Annotated in this window: 17 protein-coding genes; 4 read left to right on the forward strand and 13 right to left on the reverse strand. The window is 59.6% G+C overall.

Annotated elements, in window-relative coordinates:
* The first annotated feature begins 43 nt into the window (after nucleotides 1–43).
* Nucleotides 44–850 (forward strand): outer membrane protein assembly factor BamD, encoded by an 807-nt coding sequence (locus tag BN3544_RS04830; RefSeq protein WP_026036484.1) that lies wholly within the window; start codon nucleotides 44–46, stop codon nucleotides 848–850.
* Here the strand turns inward: BN3544_RS04830 and BN3544_RS04835 are convergent.
* From BN3544_RS04835 to BN3544_RS04875, 9 genes are all read right to left on the reverse strand, one after another.
* Nucleotides 816–2,843 (reverse strand): ATP-dependent DNA helicase, encoded by a 2,028-nt coding sequence (locus BN3544_RS04835; RefSeq protein ID WP_019429057.1) that lies wholly within the window; start codon nucleotides 2,841–2,843, stop codon nucleotides 816–818. The genes BN3544_RS04830 and BN3544_RS04835 overlap by 35 nt on opposite strands.
* Before the next feature lie 95 nt (nucleotides 2,844–2,938).
* On the reverse strand, nucleotides 2,939–3,157 hold the full coding sequence (locus BN3544_RS04840; protein WP_019429058.1) for a DUF465 domain-containing protein: 219 nt from the start codon (nucleotides 3,155–3,157) through the stop codon (nucleotides 2,939–2,941).
* The gene (locus BN3544_RS04845; RefSeq protein WP_019429059.1) at nucleotides 3,154–3,492 is read right to left on the reverse strand and encodes a hypothetical protein; all 339 of its coding nucleotides are present in this window, start codon (nucleotides 3,490–3,492) and stop codon (nucleotides 3,154–3,156) included. Before BN3544_RS04845 ends, BN3544_RS04840 begins: the two co-directional genes overlap by 4 nt.
* Complete coding sequence (zapE, locus tag BN3544_RS04850; protein WP_019429060.1) at nucleotides 3,489–4,586, reverse strand: cell division protein ZapE; 1,098 nt, start codon at nucleotides 4,584–4,586, stop codon at nucleotides 3,489–3,491. The genes BN3544_RS04845 and zapE overlap by 4 nt, the downstream gene beginning before the upstream one ends.
* A 113-nt stretch (nucleotides 4,587–4,699) precedes the next feature.
* Nucleotides 4,700–6,127 (reverse strand): dihydrolipoyl dehydrogenase, encoded by a 1,428-nt coding sequence (gene lpdA, locus BN3544_RS04855; RefSeq protein WP_019429061.1) that lies wholly within the window; start codon nucleotides 6,125–6,127, stop codon nucleotides 4,700–4,702.
* Nucleotides 6,128–6,187: 60 nt separating this feature from the next.
* On the reverse strand, nucleotides 6,188–7,441 hold the full coding sequence (gene odhB, locus BN3544_RS04860; protein ID WP_019429062.1) for a 2-oxoglutarate dehydrogenase complex dihydrolipoyllysine-residue succinyltransferase: 1,254 nt from the start codon (nucleotides 7,439–7,441) through the stop codon (nucleotides 6,188–6,190).
* A gap of 44 nt (nucleotides 7,442–7,485) precedes the next feature.
* Nucleotides 7,486–10,353 (reverse strand): 2-oxoglutarate dehydrogenase E1 component, encoded by a 2,868-nt coding sequence (locus tag BN3544_RS04865; RefSeq protein WP_026036485.1) that lies wholly within the window; start codon nucleotides 10,351–10,353, stop codon nucleotides 7,486–7,488.
* 209 nt (nucleotides 10,354–10,562) lie between these two features.
* A complete protein-coding gene (locus BN3544_RS04870) occupies nucleotides 10,563–12,461 on the reverse strand; it encodes a propionate--CoA ligase (protein WP_019429064.1) in 1,899 nt (632 codons plus the stop codon).
* A gap of 174 nt (nucleotides 12,462–12,635) precedes the next feature.
* Nucleotides 12,636–13,241 (reverse strand): isochorismatase family protein, encoded by a 606-nt coding sequence (locus BN3544_RS04875; RefSeq protein WP_026036486.1) that lies wholly within the window; start codon nucleotides 13,239–13,241, stop codon nucleotides 12,636–12,638.
* Between the two features lie 90 nt (nucleotides 13,242–13,331).
* Here BN3544_RS04875 and BN3544_RS04880 point away from each other — a divergent pair, with 90 nt between their 5' ends.
* A complete protein-coding gene (locus BN3544_RS04880) occupies nucleotides 13,332–14,039 on the forward strand; it encodes a VOC family protein (protein ID WP_019429066.1) in 708 nt (235 codons plus the stop codon).
* 169 nt (nucleotides 14,040–14,208) lie between these two features.
* Here BN3544_RS04880 and BN3544_RS04885 read toward each other — a convergent pair whose 3' ends face one another.
* The gene (locus tag BN3544_RS04885) at nucleotides 14,209–14,721 is read right to left on the reverse strand and encodes a hypothetical protein (RefSeq protein WP_019429067.1); all 513 of its coding nucleotides are present in this window, start codon (nucleotides 14,719–14,721) and stop codon (nucleotides 14,209–14,211) included.
* Nucleotides 14,722–14,883: 162 nt separating this feature from the next.
* Nucleotides 14,884–17,037: a RecQ family ATP-dependent DNA helicase gene (locus BN3544_RS04890; RefSeq protein WP_019429068.1), complete on the reverse strand. Its 2,154-nt coding sequence runs from the start codon at nucleotides 17,035–17,037 to the stop codon at nucleotides 14,884–14,886.
* Between the two features lie 262 nt (nucleotides 17,038–17,299).
* Between BN3544_RS04890 and BN3544_RS04895 the strand changes: the two genes are divergently transcribed.
* Nucleotides 17,300–20,209: a class I SAM-dependent DNA methyltransferase gene (locus BN3544_RS04895; protein WP_019429069.1), complete on the forward strand. Its 2,910-nt coding sequence runs from the start codon at nucleotides 17,300–17,302 to the stop codon at nucleotides 20,207–20,209.
* An 86-nt stretch (nucleotides 20,210–20,295) separates the two neighbouring features.
* On the opposite strand, the gene BN3544_RS04900 is transcribed toward BN3544_RS04895, so the two are convergent.
* Nucleotides 20,296–21,480 (reverse strand): YbfB/YjiJ family MFS transporter, encoded by a 1,185-nt coding sequence (locus tag BN3544_RS04900; RefSeq protein ID WP_019429070.1) that lies wholly within the window; start codon nucleotides 21,478–21,480, stop codon nucleotides 20,296–20,298.
* 295 nt (nucleotides 21,481–21,775) lie between these two features.
* Between BN3544_RS04900 and BN3544_RS04905 the strand changes: the two genes are divergently transcribed.
* Complete coding sequence (locus BN3544_RS04905; protein ID WP_019429071.1) at nucleotides 21,776–22,396, forward strand: excisionase family DNA-binding protein; 621 nt, start codon at nucleotides 21,776–21,778, stop codon at nucleotides 22,394–22,396.
* Nucleotides 22,397–22,413: 17 nt separating this feature from the next.
* Here BN3544_RS04905 and BN3544_RS04910 read toward each other — a convergent pair whose 3' ends face one another.
* Nucleotides 22,414–23,325: an LD-carboxypeptidase gene (locus tag BN3544_RS04910; RefSeq protein ID WP_019429072.1), complete on the reverse strand. Its 912-nt coding sequence runs from the start codon at nucleotides 23,323–23,325 to the stop codon at nucleotides 22,414–22,416.
* Nucleotides 23,326–23,333: the final 8 nt, after the last annotated feature.

Here is a 23,333-nt window from a genome sequence, read left to right on the forward strand (position 1 = left end):
GGTCGATATAATCAAGGGGTTCAACAGTACAAGGGTGTCACAGATGCGAAGCTTCAGATTATCGACGGTTCCAGCTGGCCTGGCTTTGGCCGTGGGCCTGTTTCTGTCAGGCTGCGCCAACACCCAAAAAGATGTGACCGCGGGTTGGACGCCCGAGAAAATTTACAGCGAAGCGCGTGACGAAGCCAACGCAGGCGCTTGGGACAAGGCCATCGGCTATTACGAAAAACTCGAAGGCCGTGCTGCAGGCACCGTCCTGGCGCAACAAGCCCAAATCGACAAGGCTTACGCCCAATACAAAACAGGCGACAAAATCCAGGCGGTGGCAACCCTGGACCGCTTCATCCGTTTGCACCCAGCCAGCCCGGCATTGGACTACGCGATCTACCTCAAAGGTTTGGTCAATTTCAACGACAACCTGGGCATGTTTTCGTTCCTGACCAGGCAAGACCTTTCCGAGCGTGACCAAAAAGCGGCCAAAGACTCTTATGAGGCTTTCAAAGAGTTGAGCACGCGCTTTCCCGCGTCTAAATACGCCCCCGAAGCACGCCAGCGCATGTTGCACATCGTGAATGCACTGGCCGCTTATGAGGTTCATGTTGCGCGTTACTACGCCAGCCGTGGTGCGCACGTCGCCGCCGTGAACCGTGCTCAGCAAGCCATTGCCGAATACCCGGGCGTGCCCGCTGTTGAAGAAGCCCTGGGCATTCTGGTCAGCTCTTATGGCGCGATGGGCATGACCGCTTTGCGCGACGACGCCAAGCGCGTGCTAGAGAAAAACTTCCCACAGTCCGATTACCTCAAGGCCGAAGGGGTCAAGAAGTCGTCCAGCTGGTGGCGTCTGTGGTGAATTGACGCAAAGTCGATAAAAACTCGGCATGCCCGCTCAGGCGGCGCATCTCCGGCAAGCCCCGCACCAGTCTGCGTCCATACGACATGGTGGTCAGGCGCGTATCGCACACCACCAAAACCCCTCGGTCTGTTTCGCTGCGAATCAAGCGCCCGGCCCCTTGCTTGAGCGCCACAGCAGCTTCGGGCAAAGCATGATCGGCAAAGGCACTGCGCCCCTCTCGCGTGACGCGCTGACTTCTCGCCTCGAACAGCGGGTCTCCGGGTGGTGGAAACGGCAACTTGTCGATGACCACCAGCTGCAGCGCATCGCCGGGGACATCAAAGCCCTCCCAAAACGATGCAGAAGCGACCAGTACACAACCCGCACGGCCATCGCCTGCACCTTCCCTGAAACGCTCCATCAAGCGCCGCTTGGGGCTTTGGCCCTGTACCAGCACTTCGACATTCGCAGCCGGGTCGAGACGTGTTTGCAAATACTCGCCGATCGCGCGCATGGCGTTCAAGGTGGTCGTGAGCACCAGCGTTCTGCCCCCCAACAGCTCCACCGCTTCGACCACCAACTGCGCCACATGCCCGGCGTGGCCTGGATCGCCCGGTTTGGGCAAATGGTCGGGCACATAAAGTGCGGCTTGCTGGGCGTAGTCAAAGGGGCTGCTGACCTGCATCACTTGGGCCGAAGTCAAGCCACAAGGCTCGGTGAACCAGCGCAAGCTGGGCTCATCACCCAGCGTGGCTGAGGTGAAAATCCAGGCGCGTTGGCCCACACCGCTGCCTTGGGTCGCTTGCGGGTCAGATCCGTGGCGGGGGTCTCCGGCCATCAGGGCCTGAATAGATTCGGGGTCTGAAGCCTCGTCATCTAGCGCCTCATGGTCTAAAACCAAAGGGGCTTGAACGGGTCTCGTCAAAGCAGAAAAGGCCTGCGCGATGTCCAGCGGCGACTCGATTAACCGCAGTTGAGCGCTGACTTCCGCCCAGCGAACGCCTTCAGGATCGGGGACCTTTGAAAACAAATCTGCCTTTTGACTCAACTCGCATGCGCGTTCAAGCAAGCGCTGAAAATCCGGTGCCAGTTCGGCCACGGTTTCGAGCCCATTTTGCAGCTGCGCCAAAGCCTGCAACACATTTTGCAGAGCAGGCGTCCACTCAGACCCTTCGACACCTTCGGGCAAGGTCTCTGTCCATCGCAGACGGACCGAGCCCCGGTGCATGCCAGCTGCCAGACGCAAATCACGGGAAGATTTTTCCAGACGGTCCGTCAACGCATGCCAGTCAACCAAACCACGCGCCAATTGCAAACCCGTGGCCAGCACATCGCGCGACAACTCCAGCAACTGCACCGTTGACAGCTGCTTGCCCAGAAAATTCACACCGATCTCGTTGAGTTGGTGCGCTTCGTCAAACACGGTGACGCGCACTGTCGGCAACAGCTCGGCCACGCCCGATTCACGCACCGCCATGTCGGCAAAAAACAAATGGTGGTTGATGACGACCACATCCGACGCCATCGCCTCTTTGCGGGCCAGGTTGACGTGACAGGCCCGGTAACGCGGGCAGCTGGAGCCCAAGCAATTGTCACGCGTCGAGGTGACCAAGGGCCACAAAGACGAACGCTCGTCCAGCCCCGTCAGCTCGGCCATATCACCCGTGCGGGTGGCCTGCGACCAGGTTTCAATTTTGGCGAGTGCGCGCTGCGCCCCCGGTTGAGCAGACTCGGCACTGTGCCGTGCTTGCTCCATGCGGTGCAAACACAGGTAATTGGAACGTCCCTTGAGCAAGGCCACCCGAATGGGCAGGCCCAACACCTCCACCAGCCGTGGGATGTCACGGGAAAACAATTGGTCTTGCAGGGCTTTGGTCGCCGTCGACACCAGGGCCCGCTGGCCACTCAGCAACACGGGCACCAGATAAGCATAGGTTTTGCCCACACCCGTGCCGGCTTCAACCACCAGTTGGCCGCCCTGCTCCAGGGTCTGGGTGACCGCCATGGCCATGTCGGTCTGGCCAGCTCTTGGTTGAAACCCGGCCACAGCCTGCGCCAAGGCACCATTGCTTGACAGGGTCTCGGAGACCCTTTGAACAAGCAAACTCAAGCCGGCTCCTTGGGGTCTAACATCCACTGCAATTGGGCCATTTGGTCGCGTAAAGCCAAGCGGCGTTTTTTGAGCCGCCGCAAAAGCAGCTCGTCCAAAGGCTGGGTGGCCAGAACAGCTTGGTCGATCAAGGCATCAAGGTCCGCATGTTCCATCTGCCATTCGATCAATTGCCGCTGAGGCGAACGCAAATCCTCGAAATGGTCGGTCGTCATGGTGTGCTGCGGTTTTCTGGCTGCTTACCTTCAAGGCGCAAATTGCGCTGCTCGGTTCGCCACTGGCGCTCTTGTACGTTCAACAACAAGTCTTGCTGGCGCAGTGGCTCCAGTGATGCGCGGCGTTTTTTGCGGGCATCACTGAGACAGGCGTTGACCGCAAATTTTTGCCAACAGGCTTTTGCGTCTTCCTGGTAAGTGGCCATGATCAGCCCACGCTGTTGGACGATCTCTTCGCGCTGCACGCGGATGAAGTCAGGCACGGCCACCAAGGACTGAGCGCACAGCCCGCCGGTGCTCAACGCGGCCAAGACCGCCAACAGACAACGTTTCATGTGAGATGCGTGTCCACAGTGCGGTGCTCTAGCGCCAGAAATTCGCTGGACTGCATCTCGTGCAAACGCGAGACGGTACGCGGAAATTCATGCGACATGGGGCCTGAGGTGTAAAGCGCCTCTGGCGCGACAGCGGCCGACATGATCAATTTGACCCGGCGGTCGTACAGCACATCGATCAGCCATGTGAAGCGCCGCGCCTCAGAAGCCATGCTGACCGGCATGTGCGGCACATTGCTCAGCATGACCGTGTGGTACTGAGTGGCAATTTCAAGGTAATCGTTTTGTGAACGCGGACCGCCACAAATGGCCTTGAAGTCAAACCAAACCACGTCGCCCGCGCGGCGCTTGGCATTGATTTGGCGGGCCTCGATCTGCAACACCGGGTCTTCATCGGGGCCTGTGGCCAGGCGGTTGAATGCATCGTGCATCTCAACATCGGCCTGCTCGCCCAAAGGGGTGTGGTACAGCTTGACCATCTCGAGCGTGCGACGTCGGTAATCGGTGCCGTTGTCCACGTTGAGAACCTGCATGCGCTGGTTCAGCAAAGCAATAGCAGGCAAAATGCGGTCGCGGTGCAAGCCATCCGGGTACAGGCCATTGGGCTCGAAATTGGAGGTGGTGACAAAGCCCACGCCGTTGTCGAACAGCGCCACCAACAGGCGGTGCAAGATCATGGCGTCGGTGATGTCGGCCACATGGAACTCGTCAAAGCAGATCAAGCGATAGCGCTTGGCCATGCGCTTGCCCAATTCGTCCAGCGGATTCACAGTGCCCTGAATGGCTGTGAGTTCGCGGTGCACTTCGCGCATGAACTCGTGGAAATGCAAACGGGTTTTGCGCTGGATGGGCACCGCCGCAAAAAAGCAGTCCATCAAGAAGCTTTTGCCGCGGCCAACGCCACCGAACATGTAAACCCCTTTGGGGATTTCCGGGCGGCTGAGGAACTTGCCCAGCAAACCCGAACGCTTGGATTTGTAGGCGGCCCATTCGCTGGCGCAACGCTCTAGCGCTTCGATGGCCCGCAACTGGGCGGGGTCACTTTGATAGCCCCGCTTTTGGAGCTCTTCTTCGTAAACGGCACGAACGGACATGGGTGACTTGCTCTTCGATTCAAAAACAAAACCCGGGACAAAGCCCGGGTTTTCAGGGTTGCAGAACTTTACCCCAACTCGCCCCAAACCGCAGTTCAGGACGCGTCATGGGCTCAGAAGTTCAAAGTGCGCTTGTCAACGGCCAAAGCCGCTTCTTTGGTCGACTCGCTCAAGGACGGGTGTGCGTGGCAGATGCGGGCAATGTCTTCTGCGCTGGCACGGAATTCCATGGCCACCACGGCTTCGGCAATCAACTCTGACGCCATCGGGCCCACAATGTGAACGCCCAAAATCTCGTCGGTTGTGGCGTCGGCCAACATTTTCACCATGCCGGTCGTATCGCCCAAAGCGCGTGCACGGCCATTGGCCAAGAACGGGAACGAACCCGCCTTGTAGGCCACACCGTCGGCCTTGAGTTGCTGCTCTGTGCGGCCAACCCAAGCGATTTCGGGACTCGTGTAGATGACCCAAGGAATGGTGTTGAAGTTGACATGGCCGTGCTGGCCCGCAATGCGCTCGGCCACGGCAACGCCCTCTTCTTCGGCTTTGTGTGCCAGCATCGGGCCGCGCACCACATCGCCCACCGCCCAGACGCCGGGCAGGTTGGTTTTGCAGTCAGCGTCCACCACAATCGCGCCGCGCTCGTCCAGCTGCAAGCCCACAGCCTCGGTGTTCAAGCCGATGGTGTTGGGCACACGGCCAATCGAGATGATCAACTTGTCAGCGTCCAGCACCACAGCTTCGCCTTTGGCGTTGGTGTAATTGACGGTCACGCCCTTTTTGCCATTGACGATCTCGCCGACTTTCACGCCGAGTTCGATCTTCAGGCCTTGCTTGTCGAAAGCCTTTTTGGCTTCTTTGGCGATTTGCTCGTCCACCGCGCCCAAGAAAGTCGGCAGACCTTCGAGGATGGTGACTTCAGAGCCCAAACGACGCCAGACCGAGCCCATCTCGAGACCGATCACGCCGGAGCCGATCAGGGCCAGCTTTTTGGGCACAGTGCCCACGCGCAAAGCACCGTCGTTCGACAACACGTTGACTTCGTCAAACGGCGTGCCGGGCAAAGCGCGGGCATTGGAGCCGGTGGCGATGATGACTTGCTTGGCCGTGATGGCCTCTTCGGTCTTACCGGCCACGTTGATCGTGTAACCGCCTTCGGCTTGGCCGGCAAAGCTGCCGCGACCGTGGAAGAAGGTGACTTTGTTTTTCTTCAGCAGGTACAAAATGCCGTCGTTGTTTTGCTTCACAACGTTGTCCTTGCGGGCAATCATCTTGGCCACGTCCATCTTCACGTCTTTGGCGCTGATGCCGTGCTCTGCGAAGTGGTGATTGGCGTGGTCAAAGTGCTCGCTGGACTGCAACAAGGCCTTGGATGGGATGCAACCCACGTTGGTGCAGGTGCCGCCGGGCGCTGGGCCACCGGCTGCGTTTTTCCACTCGTCGATACAGGCGACTTGGAAACCGAGTTGGGCAGCGCGAATGGCTGCAATGTAGCCACCGGGGCCACCGCCGATGACAACGACGTCGAATTGTTTGCTCATGGTATTTGTCTTCTCAATGGACAACGCCCCCGAAAAGGGGGCATTGCAGATTCAGGGAAATCAGATGTCGAACAGCAGGCGGGCTGGGTCTTCCAGCGCTTCCTTCATGGCGACCAAGCCCAAGACAGCTTCGCGGCCGTCGATGATGCGGTGGTCGTAAGACATGGCGAAGTAGTTCATGGGGCGAACCACGACTTGGCCGTTTTCCACCATGGCGCGGTCTTTGGTCGCGTGCACGCCCAAAATCGCGGACTGGGGTGGGTTGATGATGGGGGTGGACATCATCGAGCCGAAAGTGCCGCCGTTAGAGATCGAGAAAGTACCGCCGGTCATCTCTTCGATGCCCAGTTTGCCGTCACGGGCTTTCACGCCGAATTCGGCGATCTTTTTCTCGATGTCGGCAAAGCTCATCTGGTCGGCGTTGCGCAAGATGGGCACCACCAAACCACGTGGCGAACCGACCGCGATACCGATGTCAAAGTAGCCGTGGTACACGATGTCATTGCCGTCCACCGAGGCATTGAGCACGGGGAATTTCTTCAGGGCGTGCACTGCTGCCTTGACGAAGAAGCTCATGAAACCCAACTTGCAGCCGTGTTCTTTCTCAAAACGGTCTTGCATGCGCTTGCGCATGTCCATGACCGGGGCCATGTTGATCTCGTTGAAGGTGGTCAAGATGGCGTTGGTCGATTGCGATTGCAACAAACGCTCGGCCACGCGGGCACGCAAACGGGTCATAGGCACGCGCTGCTCTGGGCGATCGCCCAATGCCACGGCGGGCGCAGCCACTTGGGCCAGCACCTTGGTCGGTGCCCCTGTGGGGATCACAGCGGCGGTTGACTTGACACCACCGACCACGGCAGACAACACATCACCCTTGGTGACGCGGCCATCTTTACCGGAACCGGCAACAGAGCCAGCAGCCAGGTTGTTGTCAGCCATCAGCTTGGCGGCAGCGGGCATGGCCACGCCAGCCATGTTGCCACCCGTGGCTGGGGCTGCAGCAACAACAGCAGCAGCGGGGGCTGCGGCTGGAGCGGCAGCGGCTGGTGCAGCGCTGGCGCCTGCTTTACCTTCGGTGTCGATGCGGGCAATCAGTTGCTCGGCCGCGACGGTGCCGCCGTCAGCGACAAGGATTTCACAGATCACGCCAGCAGCGGGTGCAGGCACTTCGAGCACGACTTTGTCGGTTTCGATTTCGATCAGGATCTCGTCAGCAGCAACAGCTTCGCCGACCTTCTTTTTCCACTGCAACATGGTGGCCTCGGCCACGGACTCGGACAGCTGGGGTACTTTGACTTCTACGATAGCCATTTTGAATTCTCTTTAAAGGTTAAACGCAAGGTTGTTCTGGAAGATCACTTGGTCAGCACGAAGCCCTTGAGCTTCGAGAAGGCCGCTTCGATCAATGCTTTTTGCTGGTCCTGGTGCAGGTGTGAATAACCCACCGCTGGCGATGCAGACGCTGCGCGACCGGCATAGCCCAGTTTTTGACCTTCGAGCATGTTCTCGTGGATGTTGTGCTGAATGAAGAACCAGGCACCCTGGTTTTGTGGCTCGTCCTGGCACCACACGATGTCGGTGGCGTTGGGGTACTTCTTGATTTCGGCTGCGAAGGCCTTGTGTGGGAAGGGATAGAGCTGTTCCACGCGGATGATGGCGGTGTCGTCAGCGCCTTTGGCTTCACGCTGTTTGACCAGGTCGTAGTACACCTTGCCCGAGCAAGCGATCACGCGCTTGACCTTGTCGGCCTTGAGGGGCTTGTTCTCAGGGATCACGGTCTGGAAGCTGCCTTTGGTGAACTCGGACACCGGGGAAGTGGCGTCCTTGTTGCGCAACAGCGACTTGGGCGTGAAGATGACCAGTGGCTTGCGAATGTCGCGCACCATTTGGCGACGCAGCACATGGAAGATCTGGCTGGCCGTGGTCGGCTGCACGATCTGCATGTTGGTGTCGGCAGCCAACTGCATGAAGCGCTCAACGCGTGCTGAGCTGTGCTCAGGGCCTTGGCCTTCGTAGCCGTGTGGCAGCATCAAGGTCAGGCCGTTGACACGGCCCCATTTGACTTCGCCAGAAGCAATGAACTGGTCGATCACGACCTGTGCGCCGTTGGCAAAGTCGCCAAACTGAGCTTCCCAGATCACCAAAGTGCTGGGGTCGTTGGAGGCATAACCGTATTCGAAACCCAACACGGCCTCTTCGGACAGGATCGAGTCGATCACGACAAACGGTGCCTGCTTGTCAGAGACGTTTTGCAGCGCAACGTAAGTGCCGGTGTCCCATTTTTCGCGCTTTTGGTCGTGAATCACGGCGTGGCGGTGCGTGAACGTGCCACGGCCACAGTCTTCGCCAGACAAACGCACGGGGTAGCCGCTGGCCACCAAGGATGCGAAAGCCATGTGCTCGCCCATGCCCCAGTCCACAGGCGTGTCGCCACGGCCCATGGCAGCGCGGTCGTCATAGACCTTCTTGACCAATTGGTGCGGTGTGACCGACTCTGGAATGGTGGTGATCTTCTCGGCCAAACGCTTCCAGTCGGCCAGAAGGATGGAAGTGTCACCCGCGTCGGTCCACTTCTTGCCCATATACGGCGCCCAGTCCACGGTGAACTTGGTCTTGAAGTTGGTCAGAACAGGTTCGGTCGTGTTTTTACCAGCGTCCAATGCCGCACGGTAGGCCTTGGCCATGTCGTCGCCAATGGTCTCGCCCAAGCCTTGGGCAGACAGCTTGTCTGCAAACAACTTGCGGGTGCCAGGGTGTGTCGCGATCTTTTTGTACATCAGCGGCTGGGTCAAGGCAGGTGTGTCCTGCTCGTTGTGGCCCAGTTTGCGGAAACACACCACGTCCAACACGACATCCTTCTGGAATGTCATGCGGTATTCCAGCGCCAATTGCGTGGCCAGCACGACGGTCTCTGGATCGTCCGCGTTGACGTGCAGCACAGGTGCCTCGACCATCTTGACGATGTCGGTGCAGAACACGCTGGAGCGCATGTCGCGGGGGTCAGAGGTGGTGAAACCGATCTGGTTGTTGATGATGATGTGGACAGTGCCGCCTGTGGAGTAACCACGGGTTTGGGCCAAAGCCAAAGTTTCTTGGTTCACGCCTTGACCGCCGAAGGCCGAGTCACCGTGCACCAACACGGGCAGCACTTGCTTGCCCAGCGGGTCATCACGGCGGTCCATGCGGGCACGCACCGAGCCTTCCACCACGGGGTTGACGATTTCCAGGTGCGAGGGGTTGAAAGCCAGCGACAAGTGCACAGGGCCACCGGCGGTGTTCACGTCCGAGCTGAAGCCCTGGTGGTATTTCACGTCACCGGCAGGCAGGTCTTCGGGGGCGGTGTGGTCGAACTCGGCAAACAGGTCCGCAGGCAATTTGCCCATGGTGTTGACCAGCACGTTCAAACGGCCACGGTGGGCCATGCCAATCACCACTTCTTGCACGCCTTGTGCACCGGCTTGTTGGATCAGCTCGTCCATGGCGGCGATGAAGCTCTCGCCACCTTCGAGCGAGAAACGCTTTTGGCCGACGTATTTGGTGTGCAAATAACGCTCAAGGCCTTCGGCTGCGGTCAGGCGGTCGAGGATCTGCTTTTTCTTGTCAGAGCCAAAGCTCGGCTTGCTGCGGATGCTTTCGAGCTTTTGCTGCCACCAGCGCTTTTCAGCCTGCTCGGTGGTGTACATGTACTCGGCACCCAGCGTGCCGCAATACGTCTCGCGCAGCGCATTGAGCAGCTCACGCAAAGACATGTTGTTTTTGCCGAAAAAGGTGTTGCTGGTGTCGAACACGGTTTCTTGGTCGGCGTCAGAAAAGCCGTAGAAAGCGGGATCGAGATCAGGAATGTTGGGGCGCTCGGTGCGCTTGAGCGGGTCAAGGTCAGCCCAGCGCTGGCCCACGTTGCGGTATGCGGCAATCAGCTGCTGAACAGCGGTGCGCTTGCGGCCCATCTCGACGTTTTCACTGGCCATGACCACTTTGGTGCCACCGGCTTTGGCGCGTTCGGCAAAAGCGTTGATGACGGGCAAATGGGGAACGTCTTTGGCGTTGGAGCCGTCCACTGCGGGAACGTGCTGGAGGGCATCAAAGTACTCGCGCCACGAGTCGGGCACGCTGCCTGGATTGGCCAAATAGTTTTCGTACATCTCCTCGACATAGGGGGTGTTGCCCCCGAAGAGATGGGTATTGCCTGAGTAGGCAGAGTAGACGGAATTTGTCTCGCTCATATTTCGCTGACCTCCGTTTCCCTCGGGGAAACATTAGTTGGTTGAGATTTACCTTCCGCGACACGGCTGAACCGGTTGGCGGATGCGACTGTGGCATGGGAAGGGCCTGAGTACAGCGCGCATTGTGCCATGGCTTGTCCGATGTCTAACTTACAGGCCCAAGAAGCATGGATGAAAAAAGACCCCGCCAAGGGCGAGGTCCAGTGTCATCAAGTTTTGATCAGATCGACGATTTGCTGCAAGGCAGCGGGATCGTCCATGGTGGTCAAGTCACCAGGATCACGGCCTTCGGCCACGGCCTGAATGGCCCGGCGCAGCAGCTTGCCACTGCGGGTCTTGGGCAAAGCCGTGACAAACAGCACCCGCGAAGGCCGGGCCACCGCGCCCAGTTGCGAGTCAACCACTTTCATGACTTCGGCTTCGAACGTTTTGCGAGCTGCGGCGTCGGTCAGACCCGAAGTGTCCTTGGCGATGGCAAAAGCCATGGCCACTTGGCCCTTGAGCTGATCCGCCACACCGACCACCGCCACTTCGGCGATGTTGGGGTGGCTGGAAATGCTCTCTTCAATCTCGCGGGTGCCCAGGCGGTGGCCCGCGACGTTGATCACATCGTCGGTACGGCCCAAGATGAAAAAGTAGCCATCTTCGTCCCGCACCGCCCAGTCAAAGGTGCTGTACACCAGCTTGCCCGGCACGGTTTTCCAATAGGTTTTGACGAAGCGCTCGTCGTCGCCCCAGATGGTTTGCAGGTTGCCGGGTGGCAGTGGGCCTTCGATGGTCAACACGCCCTTTTGATTGGCGCCGGTCAGCTCTTCGCCGGTCTGATCGTCGACCAGCTTGACGTTGTAGCCATAAACGGCCTTGCCGGGCGAGCCAAACTTGCTTTCGGCTTTTTCGACGCCGTTGCAGATCGTCAAAATCGGCCAACCGGTTTCGGTCTGCCAGTAGTTGTCGATGATGGCCTTGCCGTTCAGGCCTTCAGAAATCCACTTGGCAGTGGGCTCGTCGAGCGGTTCACCGGCCAAGAACAGCGCTTGCAGGCTGGACAAATCGTATTTGGTCAGCAACGCGGGGTCTTGTTTTTTCAGCACACGGATGGCCGTGGGCGCGCTGAACATGACGTTGACCTTGTACTTTTCGACCAGGCTCCACCAGATACCGCCGTCGGGTCGGATGGGCAGGCCTTCGTACAAGATGGTGGCCATGCCGCCAATCAGTGGACCGTAAATGATGTAGCTGTGCCCCACCACCCAGCCGATGTCGCTGGTGCAGAAAAACGTGCCGCCGGGCTTGCCCTGGTAAATGTGAGGAATGCTGGATGCCAGTGCCACGGTGTAGCCACCCGTGTCGCGCTGCACGCCTTTGGGCTTGCCGGTCGTGCCCGATGTGTACAAGGTGTAACTGGGGTGAGTGGATTCAACCCACTCGCAAGGCACCACCGTGTCCATGTGCTTGGCGCGCTCGGTGGCGTAATCCACATCGCGACCGGCCACGGGGGTGAAAGCCACCAGTTGGCGGTCGACCATGATCACGTTGGCAGGCTTGTGGGCAGACAGCTTGATGGCTTCATCCAGCAGCGGCTTGTAAGGCACGCCTTTGCCGCCGCGCGAACCGGCATCGGCGCTGATGATGACTTTGGGCGAAGCATCTTCGATGCGGGTGGCCAGCGAATGCGAGGCAAAGCCGCCAAACACCACCGAGTGAATGGCCCCCAGACGGGCGCAGGCCAGCATGGCAAACGCCGCTTCCGCGATCATGGGCATGTAAATCAGCACACGGTCGCCCTTGACCACACCCAGGTCCTTCAAGATGGCCGCCATGCGTTGCACTTCGGCGTGCAGGTCGCGGTAGGTGTAGGTTTTTTCTTGATTTGTTTCGGTCGAGACAAAGATCAGCGCAGGCTGATCGGCACGCTCGGCCAAGTGGCGGTCTACCGCGTTGTGGCACAGGTTGGTTTCACCACCCACAAACCATTTGGCAAACGGCGGATTGCTGTAGTCGCAGATTTGCTGCGGCTGGACTTTCCAGTCCACCCGTTTGGCCTGCTCGGCCCAGAAGGCGTCGCGGTCGTTGATTGAACGTGCGTGAAAGTCAGCAAAGCTGCCCATGAAAGTCTCCTGAATGCCTGCAAATTGAATTCCGGGAGGGTGCGACGCAAGCCGATCACCGCTCTTCTGAATTCATAATTATGGGCAGAGGACTTGCAACAAGCTGACTTTAGGCCACGCAAGCCTCAGCGCACGGCCAGTTTCAATCCAGCAAACCGGCCCGCGCTGCAAGGATCACTTGAACAGGCTTTGCAGCAGCTTGAAGTCGGGGTGCTCGGCTGTGCGGACCCACTCAAAAGCCACCATCTCGGCGGTCACCAGCTCAGCCCCTGCCCCGGCCAAACGGTCATACGCCGCATCGCGGTTGCGTTCGGTGCGCGAGCTGCAGGCGTCGGTCACGACCCAAACCTCAAACTCGTCTTCGAGCAGATCGAGCGCGGTCTGCATCAGGCAAATGTGGGCTTCACAGCCCGCCAGCACAATGGTTTTGCGCTCTTGAGCACCGGCTTGGGGCTTTTGCAAGTGGCGCGGCAAGCTGCGGGCGTTGCCACGCGGGGCCTGCACGGGTTCGGGCTGCAGCCATTCGCCCAAGCCCTCTTCGACCGCGCTGAACTGCATCTTGGCCAGCACTTGACGGCAGTGGCTGCGGATTTCGGGCGGCATCTCACCCAAACGTGACGGGTTTTGCTCGGTGCCCCAAGTGGGCACCGCAAGCGCTTGAGCCAAAGTGGCCAGTCGGGCGGCATTGGCCCAGACCGCATCGGCGTCCAGCATCACGGGTTTCAAACGGGCCTGGAAATCCACCAGCACCAATTGGCTTTCATCTGCATCCAACAACATATCGGCATTCCATTTTGTAATGGCCGTGATTGTCGCAGGAGGCAGGCCGGGCATCCGTTATGCTCAAACAAACCCCCAACCCCACAAAAAATGAAAACACAAATTGATCACCTGGTGGTGATGGCCTCAACGCTCGAAGCGGGCGTGCAATGGTGCGAAGAAACACTCGGCATCACGCCAGGCCCAGGCGGCGAACACGAAAAATACGGCACCCACAACCGCCTGTTCAAAATCGCTTCGCCCAAATTCCCCTTGGCTTACTTCGAAATCATCGCCATCAACCCGGCAGCGGTCATTCCCAAACGTTCGCAAGTACCGCGCTGGTTTGACATGGACAACAAAGCCTTACAAAAAGCGGCGGCAGAGCAGCCACGACTGGTTCACTTTGTGGCGAGCACCGACGATGTCAAGGCGGCCCGGCATGTGTTGCGCACCCAAGGCATCGAACGCGGCCAGGTGGTGCACGCCAGCCGCAAATCGAGCAAAGGCACGCTCAACTGGCAAATCACCGTGCGCGAAGACGGTGAACGGCTATTTGACGGCTGCATGCCCACCCTGATTCAGTGGGGCAAGCCCGATGCCACCGAACCGCTGCGCCTGCACCCGCGCAACAGCCTGCCCCGCTCGGGCGTGACCCTGCATAGCCTGGTCGTGAGCCACCCCAGCGCGGCCAAACTGCAAGCCGCTTATGAATCTCTTGGCCTGGAGGGCGTGGGCATCGAGACCGGCGCGGCCAACCTGGTGGCCACACTTCAGACCCCAAAAGGTCTGGTGCAGTTGCAAAGCCTCGGGGTTTAAGCGGTCGAACACAGGGACAGACCCAATGCCATCGCCCGGCTTGAGCCAGCTTTTTCCTGCGATGTGAAAGCCCAACGCTTGCAGCCAGGCCTGCATGCTCTGAATGGTGGATTCAAGTGGGGCCTTTTTGCCGAGCAACTCACTTTGCGGATTCACGAAAAGTGCCTTGTTATAAGTGCCTTGTTTTAAGGGAGCCCGGTTTGGCAAAGTCGGCGTCCACCCAAGCTTGGGCGCTTTGGCGGTTGAGTTTAAAACCGGCCTCGACCTTGATTTCTGCCAAAACGTCACCGCCATCGTCCTGCGCAGTCAGCGTCGCGTAGGGGCTGTCCTCGTCGGGCACGATGTCCAGCAACACCGTCACGCGGCCCATCTTCGGCCCTTGGCCGTTCACCGTCACAGATTGGTGCAATTGGGCGTGCAGCTGTTGCTCACTGCGGCGCACAAATTCACTGGCCGTTTTCACCAGTGTGATGAAGGCATTGCCATCCAGCGGTTTGGGGTTCTTTTTGTCACGGCCCATAGTCCACGGGCCAATCAACGCCGCCTCGGACTCGCCATCTTTGTACATGGCCACCGCCCAACCGTCGTCATCGTCGTTTTTGATGATCTTGGCCGTCCATTTTTCATTTTGCCAAAGGCGAGGTTCCTGAAGCAGGGGCGTATCTTGGGTGTCGTCGGTCATTGTGAAATTACAAAAAATTTGTGCTGATCATGCACCAAGGTGCACAGGTGTTCGGCACCTTCAAGCCTGAATTGTGCTGACTTGGCGCAGGCAGCCTATCGAGGCTAAAGCCCTCGACCGGCCGGATAGCACCATCAGAGACGCAAGAAACAGGTACAGCTTTCAGGGCCGCAAATGCAAAGCCAGCAGCAGCACTTGGCTGACGCCCTGCTCGCGCAAAAGGGCCGCCGCCACGGTAGCCGTCCAGCGGGTTCGAACATCGGTGGCCACCAGCAGCACCGGTCCGGCGGGCATGGCTGCGTCGCCCACCCAGCGCATGGCCGACTCCAGATGCGCCACCACAGGGGTGGACGCCACGTCGTCTGGCGCTGGCCCACCCGTCCAACTGAAACCATCTTGCAACCACAAGCGCCCCTTTTGGGCAATGTGTGCGGCCAAGCGGCGGTTGCCCGCCATGTCGGGTGCAGGCAATGGCACCACGCACACCGGGCGTGCCGGCCAAGTCTTGGCCCAGCGCCCCAACATGGCCACCGCCCCGGCCAGCAACTCGTCAGGCACGTCACCCGGCGCAGCTTGGCGCAATGCCTGCAATTCGGCGACCCAGCCCGGATCGTCGGCAAACGACACCGCACGGCCCGCGTCAAAACCTTGAATGCTGCCTTTGCGCTTGACCCCGGCGGGCCAGCGTTTGCGCGGTTCGATGTCCACGTCCATGCCCCGCAAAAAGTCGCGGGCGGCGATCAATTTGTCGGGCGAAGGGGCCAGCCCCGGAAACGGCAGATGCCCCGTACACACCGAGCAGCGGCCACACGGCGCGGGTGATGGGTCGTCCAGCGCGGTTTGCAAATACGCCATCAGGCACCCTTGGCCGTGCGCGTACTGGCGCATGATGCCCGCCTCTTGCTGGCGCACTTGGGCCAGCGCCGCCCATTTGACGCTGTCGTGCACATAAGGCACACCCGTGGCCCGCCAGGCGGAGCCGTCTTTGTCGACCACGCCCTCGACCGCCAAAATTTTTAAAAGCGCTTCGAGCCTGCCTCGGCGCACGCCCGTGTCGGCTTCGATCTCGATCAGGCTGCGGCCATCGCCGCCCAAGCTTTGCAGCACCTTGGCCGCCGTTTGGGGGTCGGGGATCGAGGCGGTGGCAAAGTAATCCCAGATGCGCTCGTCTGCATCAGATGGCAGCAACACGCCCTCGGCATGCGCCACCGCTCGCCCTGCCCGCCCCACCTGCTGGTAATACGCCACCGGGGTCGATGGCGAGCCCACATGCACGCAAAAGCCCAGGTCGGGCTTGTCATAGCCCATGCCCAGCGCCGAAGTGGCCACCACCGCCTTGACCTGGTTGTGGCGCAAACGGTCTTCCACTTTCAGGCGGGTGTCGGCATCGATCTGCCCGGTATAGGCATCGACCGCGAAGCCGCAGCTGCGCAAAAAAGCCGTGAGCCGCTCAGCCTCGGCCACCGTCAACACATACACAATGCCCGAGCCGGGCAACTGCGCCAGCGCATCGGCGATCCAAGCGTAGCGCTGCAAAGGCGACAAGCCCGGCACCACCGACAGCGTGAGCGATGTGCGGGCCAGCGTGCCGCGAAAAGTCACTGTGCTGACGCCCGATTGCGATTGCGATTGCGATTGCGATTGCGATTGCGATTGCGATTGCGATTGCGATTGCGATTGCAATTGAGCGCCTATGTCGAGCGTGACCCGCTCATTGGCGGTGGCCGTGGTGGCCAACACGCTGGCCGTGGGGGTCGACAGCAGCGCCCGCGCCAGGCGCTGGTAGTCGGGCCGAAAATCAAAGCCCCAATCGCTGATGCAATGCGCCTCGTCGATCACGATCAGGCCCACGCGCGCCAACAAAGCCCCCAGCCGCGCCGCAAAGCGGGGGTTGCCCAAGCGCTCGGGCGAAACCAGCAGCACATCGATCTCATCGGCATCGAGTTGCGCAAACACCTCGTCCCAGTCGTCCACATTGGTGGAGTTGACCGTGGCCGCCTTCAAACCCGCCCGTTCGGCTGCCGACACCTGGTCGCGCATGAGCGCCAACAAGGGCGACACCACCAGCGTGGGGCCAGCGCCCGTGCTGCGAATGGCGTGGGTGGCCGCCCAATACACCGCCGACTTGCCCCAGCCTGTGGCCTGCACCACCAACACGCGCGAGGCGGGTTGCAGCACGGCGTGCACGGCGTCCACCTGATCAGCTCGCGCCAATGCAGCTGGCCCGGCCAAGCGGGCCAGGATGGTGTGCATGTGGTGCTCGGCAAAGTCGCGGCTTGGCGAAGCCTGCGCATGCAAGTGGCTCGGTGTGTTCATGGGCTCCCCTGTCCGCCTGGTTGGGCGTGTTTTTGATCAAGGCCGATTGTGCAACGCACACACGACAGCCAACGGCGCTGGGACGCCAAACATGGGGCTGTTATCCAGCCATCTGAGCAGCCAGCCAGACCCGCACAGCGGGCAGGTCAAACGATTTCCTGAATACCCAGCTCAAGAATCATTTGAATACAAAAAGATGAATCATGCCTCTAGAATGAAACGACTACCTTGTTGTTCATTTTTTAGAGATTGCTAGATTCAAATGGCTCATCCCGGCAATTCCTCCAACAGCGCAACGCCCCACGCCCAAGAACTACAAGACCAGCTCAATGACCGGGCCGAAGCCTTCAGCAAAGAGTTCGCCCTTGCCAGCTACGAAATGGGCCAAGCGCAAAACTTTGTGCGCGAGCTGTGCGGGGTGTATGGGCTGAACTACCTGCGCTCAGTTGACTTTGAGCGCCGCGTGGCCAAAGGCAGCGGCGGCGGCATCAACCGCATCGACGGCTTTTTTCCTGGCTTGCTTTTGGTGGAGATGAAATCACAGGGCAAAGACCTGGCCGAAGCCTACGAACAAGCCAAGGGCTACATCCCCAAACTGAAAAACCCAGAAGACGTGCCGCGCTTCATTCTGGTCAGCGACTTTCAAAACCTGCACCTGTACGACGCCAGCGGCCTGAACCCGCCCATCCAGTTCAAGTTGGCTGACTTCAAAAGCCACGTCAACGATCTTGATTTTTTGCTGGGCTACGAGCGCATTTACCAGCAACGCCAAGCCCAAGCCAGCATCGAGGCGGCCAACCGTCTGGGCAATCTGCACGACGCCGTCAAACAAACCGACTACCGGGGCCAAGACCTGCAAACCCTGCTGGTACGCCTGTTGTTTTGCCTGTTTGCCGACGACACCAGCCTCTTCAACAAAGAAGACGCCTTCAAACAGGCCGTGCAAAGCAGCAACAGTGCGGGCGACGATTTGGGCGGCAAGCTGCAAAAAATCTTCCGCCGTCTGGACACCAACCCCAACACCTCGGCCCATGCCGATGCCAGCACGCAGCGCACCGATGGGCAATATGCCTACCTGCTCGACTTTCCGTACGTGAACGGTGCGCTGTTCACCAAACGCATCGAAGACCCAGAATTTGACGCCGCCTCGCGCCAAGCGCTGCTGGGCTGCTGCGAGATCGACTGGTCTGAAATCAGCCCCGACATTTTTGGCACCCTGTTCCAGCACATCATGCATTGGGACGACGAAGAGGCCGAGGGCAAAAGCAAAAAACGCCGTGACTTTGGAGCCCACTACACCAGCGAGCGCAACATCCGCCGCGCCATCGACCCGCTGTTTTTAGAAAGCCTGCAAGCCGAACTGGCGGTGTGCAAGGGCGACGCCAAAAAGCTCAAGAACTTCGTGACCAAACTGGCCAGCCTGAACTTTCTCGACCCCGCCTGCGGCTGTGGCAACTTTTTGGTAGTCACCTACCGCGAACTGCGCTGGCTAGAACAGCAAACCCTGCTGGCACTGAACAACATTCCGGGTGCCCAACAAACCATGCCGCTGTGCAACGTGCACCAGTTTCACGGCATCGAGATTGACCCCACCGCCGCCGAAATCGCCACCGTGGCCATGTGGCTGACCGACCACCAAATGAACCAGCGCTGGGCCAACGGCTACAAGCGCATTCCGTTGGTCAGCAAAGCCAATATTCAGCAAGGCAACGCCCTGCGCAAAGACTGGAACGAAGTGATTGCGGCCCCCAAGGTCAGCTTCATTGTGGGCAACCCGCCGTTTTTGGGCTACACCCAGCAAAGCACCGAGCAAAAAGCCGACATGGCGCTCATCTTTGGCAAAGCCCAGGGCACGGGCGTGCTGGACTACGTGACCGCTTGGTACGTCAAGGCATTTGCGCAAATCAAGGCCAATCCCCAGATCAAGGCCGCATTTGTCTCCACCAACAGCATCACCCAAGGCGAGCAGGTTTCGGTGTTGTGGCAACCGCTGTTTGACCAAGGTCTGCACATCCTCTTTGCGCACCGCACGTTCAAGTGGAGCAACGAAGGCTCGGGCGTGGCGGCCGTGCATTGCGTGATCGTGGGCTTTGGGCTGGAAAAACCCAAAAAGTGCGATTTATGGGACTACGGCCAGCAAATTGGTGGCGACGGCCTGCTGAAAAAGACGCGACGCATCAACGCCTATTTGGTGGATGCGCCATCGATTTTTTTATCCAATCGGCGCGAACCTCTTTGCAAGGTATCGCCCATGAACAAGGGCAGCCAACCCACCGACGGTGGGCACCTGTTGTTAAGCGCAGACGACGAACAAGCCATTCGCGACACCGACCCTATGGCGGCCCGCTTCATCCGGCCCTTTTTGGGGGCTGACGAGTTTTTGAACAACACGCCACGCTATTGCCTGTGGCTGGCCGTCATGACCGAGGCCGATCTGGCGGCATCGCCCGAATTGCAACGGCGCACCCAAGCGGTCAAGGCCATGCGCCTGGCCAGCCCCAAAGTACCCACCCAAAAACTGGCCACCACGCCGCATTTGTTTGGCGAAATTAGGCAGCCAGCGGGTGACTACCTGCTGGTGCCCTTGCACTCTTCCGAAAACCGGTCCTTCATTCCCGTGGGTTTCTTTGGCAGTGATGTCATATGCAGCAACGCCAACTCACTCATTCCCAACGCGACGCCCTACCACTTCGGCGTGCTCAACGCCACCATGCACAACGCGTGGATGCGCGCCGTCTGCGGCAGATTGGAGAGTCGATACCGCTACTCCAACACCATCGTCTACAACAACTACCCCTGGCCCACGCCCAGCCCCGCGCAGCAAGCGGCCATCGAAACAGCGGCCCAAGCCGTGCTGGACGCCCGAGCCCAGCACGCCGACAAAAGCCTCGCTTGGCTTTACGACCCTGAGAACCTGCGCAAAAACAAAAGCCTGCAAGCCGCCCACGACGCGGTGGACGAAGCCGTGGACGAGGCCTATGGCTACGAAGACAGCAACGACGACACCAGCCGCGTGGCGTATTTGTTCAAGCTTTACGAAAAACTGGCCTTGGCTCCGATGCTGGAACCCGCCGAGCCCGCCTCAACCTCAAAGACCTCAAAGACCCCAAAGACCCCAAAGACCCCCAAACTGCGCCAAGCCAAAGCGAGCGCCAAAAGCCGTGGCGCATAAATACTTTTGCGATGACACCCGACACGGCCCTGCACCGAACGGCACAACCCAGCCCTCGTGATAACGGCTCCCTCGGGAGCCGTTTTCTATGGGGTTTGGGGCTCGTCTTGCGGCAAAGTCGCCAACAAGGCCATGCCTGCGGCCATGACGGCGGCCGTCAGCCAAAGTGCCCCTTTGAAGGTGCCCGTGGCTTGCGCCATGGCCCCCGCCACCACAGGGGCGATCATTTGGGCCGCGCCATAGCTCAAAGTCAGCCGGGCCATGGCCTTGCCCGGGTTTTGCGGGGCTCTGCGGCCCACCAGTGAAAGTGTCATGCTGACGATGCCAATGAAGGTGGCACCGTAACCGATGGCCCCCATCAGCGCAGCCGCCAAAGAACCCGACACTGCGGGCAAGACGACCGACAGCGTCTGCAAGCCAAAGGCCAACAACAAGGCCCGCGTGTCGCCCCAACGGCGGGCCACTTTGTCCCACAAAAACACCGCAGGCATGGCCGCCAAACCCACCAAGGCCCAGGCCAAGGCACCCTGCCCGGCCAAAGCCGGTTCGCGCTCGACAATGGCCACCGTGAAGGTGGCGCTGATGACAAAACCCCAGCCCGCCGCAAAGTAGCTGCCGGCCATGGTCAGCATCCAGCGGCGTGAAATCAGCGGCACCACAGCGCCTGACACTGCGGGCGCGGGGGCTGGCGGCACAGGCGGCCGCCACAACCAGGCCGGCACAAAGAAAACCAGGCCGATGGCGGCAAAGGCCAGCCACTGGTCAGACCAAAGCGTCCAATAAAACGACAAGGCCCAAGCCCCGGCGGCAGAAACCACCACGCCCAGACCAATGCCAATGAAATACAGCCCCAGCTCAGGGCGACGGCCCTGCCGCATCAACCACCCCAGCACCAAGCCCGAACCCAGCAGCATGCCGGCGGCACCACTCACCCCCCCCAAATAACGGGACAAAGCCCAAGCCGGCATCCAGGTGGTGAGCGCCATGGCGGCGGTGGTCAGCAAGGCCAGCCACAGGCCCAGGCCATACAAGCGATGTCGCCAACGGCTGTCATCGATCCAGGCCACTGCCAAGGCCCCCGAGATGTAGCCCGCGTAGTTGATGGCCGCCAGCCCACCTGCAGCGGCGTCGGTCAGCCCCGTTTGCAACTGCATGACGGGCAGCAAGGGCGTAAACACAAAACGAGCCAGGCCAAGAGTCAACACCAGACCGCAAATGCCGCCCGTGATGACTTGCCAGGGTTGTAAAGAGGGGGTGTGGGCGTCTGACATGGGTCTTGCATGTTAGCGGACTGGGGTGATTCGGCGAGTCACCCGCGCGGCGTGGCCCGCGGACCCAAGAAAGAGATTGTTATTTTTATTGATTTTTTGACAAATTTAATGCAAATATCACCAATTGGGGATGTTCTAAAGAAGCCATGAGCTTGAAAATATCAAATGTAAGAATTATTAAAGTTTTGTTGATTTTTATTGAAATCAACATCGCCATAACCAGTTCTGAAACGGGTGCACGTCAAGCCCATCGGTGCCCCCAAAAATATTGAACCGTTCATTTGAGATCCCCGACATGTCGACAGAGACTTCGCTGCCAGGACCCGAAATTTCTGAATTTGTCACCAGTTCCCAAGCGGCCAAACGGCTGGGCTTGTCGATGGCGACCATCCAAAAACTGGTCGACAACAACATATTGCAAGCTTGGAGAACATTTGGCGGTCACCGCCGCATTGCCTTGTCGTCGGTCTTGCGCTACCAAAACGCCAACAGTTTCGACAAGATCAGCCGTCTGCCTTCAGATCGCCACTCTAAAGTGATGATGGTCATTGAGTCGCAAGACCTGACCACCCGCCTGAGCAAAGAGGTGGCGCAATGGGGTTTGCCTGTTCAGGTGTCATTTTTTGAATCCTTGACCGAGGCTTTGCTGGAGTTACTGAGCGACAAGCATGAGTTGCTGGTGGTTCAAACCACTGCCCCCAGAAAAGAGCAAGAGAAGTTTCTGGAAATTTTGCAAAAATTCATCAACTCCCGGCACACCGTGGCCCACACCTTGGTCTTGAGCCAAGAAGAAGACTTGTTGGCAACTTTGAACCCCGATGCAAACCCTGTCAGCATTCAGGTGTTCGACAAAGATTTGTCACCCCTTTGGATGTCAGCGTATCTGGCCGGTTTTGTCGCCCAGCGGCGCGGCTAAGCCAACCAAACAGCCACTCAGATGTGGCCCCAAACCATCAGGGCATCACGCCCTTCGGTGACCAGGTCGACCTTGGCGCCCACGGGCAGCAGCACCTTGGTTTCGACATGGCCAAACGGCAGGCCGGTCAACACAGGCGCCTTGATCTGACTGCGCAGCCAGTCCACCACGGTGGCCAGCTTGAAGCCTTTGTCGTGCGCTGGCACCAGTTTGTAGTTGCTGAATTGCCCCACGAGCACCGCCTTTTGCTGGGCCAACACGCCCGCATGCAAAAGCTGGGTAAGCATGCGCTCGACGCGATAAGGGTGTTCGCCCACATCTTCCAGGAACAGCACACCGCCCTTGACCTGCGGAAAATACGGCGTGCCCAGCAATGAGGTCAGCACCGTCAGGTTGCCGCCCCACAGCGGCGCGTCTTTGACCCACACGCGGCGCTCGGCCTCGGCCTTGGGCAGTTGCCAGCCGGTGCCCTCGCCTTGCTCTAACAACAGGTCGTCAAAGCACGCTTGCATGATGTCGTCGGGCTCCTGCACAGGGCCAAAGTCTTCGCCCAAAGCAGGGCCTTGCCAGCTGATGCGCCCGGTTTTGGCCAACACGGCTTGGTTGAAGGCGGTGAAATCGCTCAGGCCCACAAACTGCATGCCGCCATCAATGGCTTTGGCAATGGCCTTGTAGGGCAAGGCGGGCAGGATGCGCGTGAGGCCGTAGCCGCCGCGCGAGATGAGGGCCACATCGGCGCCACTGGCGGCGGCGCGGCCCATCGCGGCGATGCGGGTGGCGTCATCGCCTGCAAAGCGCATGTGGCTGGCCAGCGCGGCTTCATCGACTTCGACCTGATGCCCTTGGGCTTGCAGGCGCTTGAGGCCCCGGCGAAAAGCGGCTTTGTCGCGCACCGCGCTGGACGGAGAAAAAATATAAATGTGGGCCATGGGCTGTG

The sequence above is a fragment of the Limnohabitans sp. Rim47 genome, from assembly GCF_001517545.1.
Lineage (GTDB): Bacteria > Pseudomonadota > Gammaproteobacteria > Burkholderiales > Burkholderiaceae_C > Limnohabitans_A.

Bases quoted from the DNA above. Each gene is read 5' to 3' on its own strand.
- BN3544_RS04865 (WP_026036485.1), bottom strand. From the start codon at position 10,353: ATGAGCGAGACAAATTCCGTCTACTCTGCCTACTCAGGCAATACCCAT.
- BN3544_RS04840 (WP_019429058.1), bottom strand. From the start codon at position 3,157: ATGACGACCGACCATTTCGAGGATTTGCGTTCGCCTCAGCGGCAATTG.
- BN3544_RS04905 (WP_019429071.1), top strand. From the start codon at position 21,776: ATGTCGACAGAGACTTCGCTGCCAGGACCCGAAATTTCTGAATTTGTC.
- BN3544_RS04845 (WP_019429059.1), bottom strand. From the start codon at position 3,492: ATGAAACGTTGTCTGTTGGCGGTCTTGGCCGCGTTGAGCACCGGCGGG.
- BN3544_RS04910 (WP_019429072.1), bottom strand. From the start codon at position 23,325: ATGGCCCACATTTATATTTTTTCTCCGTCCAGCGCGGTGCGCGACAAA.
- BN3544_RS04835 (WP_019429057.1), bottom strand. From the start codon at position 2,843: ATGGCCATGGCGGTCACCCAGACCCTGGAGCAGGGCGGCCAACTGGTG.
- BN3544_RS04900 (WP_019429070.1), bottom strand. From the start codon at position 21,480: ATGTCAGACGCCCACACCCCCTCTTTACAACCCTGGCAAGTCATCACG.
- odhB (WP_019429062.1), bottom strand. From the start codon at position 7,441: ATGGCTATCGTAGAAGTCAAAGTACCCCAGCTGTCCGAGTCCGTGGCC.
- zapE (WP_019429060.1), bottom strand. From the start codon at position 4,586: ATGTCCGTTCGTGCCGTTTACGAAGAAGAGCTCCAAAAGCGGGGCTAT.
- BN3544_RS04830 (WP_026036484.1), top strand. From the start codon at position 44: ATGCGAAGCTTCAGATTATCGACGGTTCCAGCTGGCCTGGCTTTGGCC.
- lpdA (WP_019429061.1), bottom strand. From the start codon at position 6,127: ATGAGCAAACAATTCGACGTCGTTGTCATCGGCGGTGGCCCCGGTGGC.
- BN3544_RS04880 (WP_019429066.1), top strand. From the start codon at position 13,332: ATGAAAACACAAATTGATCACCTGGTGGTGATGGCCTCAACGCTCGAA.
- BN3544_RS04875 (WP_026036486.1), bottom strand. From the start codon at position 13,241: ATGTTGTTGGATGCAGATGAAAGCCAATTGGTGCTGGTGGATTTCCAG.
- BN3544_RS04890 (WP_019429068.1), bottom strand. From the start codon at position 17,037: ATGAACACACCGAGCCACTTGCATGCGCAGGCTTCGCCAAGCCGCGAC.
- BN3544_RS04895 (WP_019429069.1), top strand. From the start codon at position 17,300: ATGGCTCATCCCGGCAATTCCTCCAACAGCGCAACGCCCCACGCCCAA.
- BN3544_RS04885 (WP_019429067.1), bottom strand. From the start codon at position 14,721: ATGACCGACGACACCCAAGATACGCCCCTGCTTCAGGAACCTCGCCTT.
- BN3544_RS04870 (WP_019429064.1), bottom strand. From the start codon at position 12,461: ATGGGCAGCTTTGCTGACTTTCACGCACGTTCAATCAACGACCGCGAC.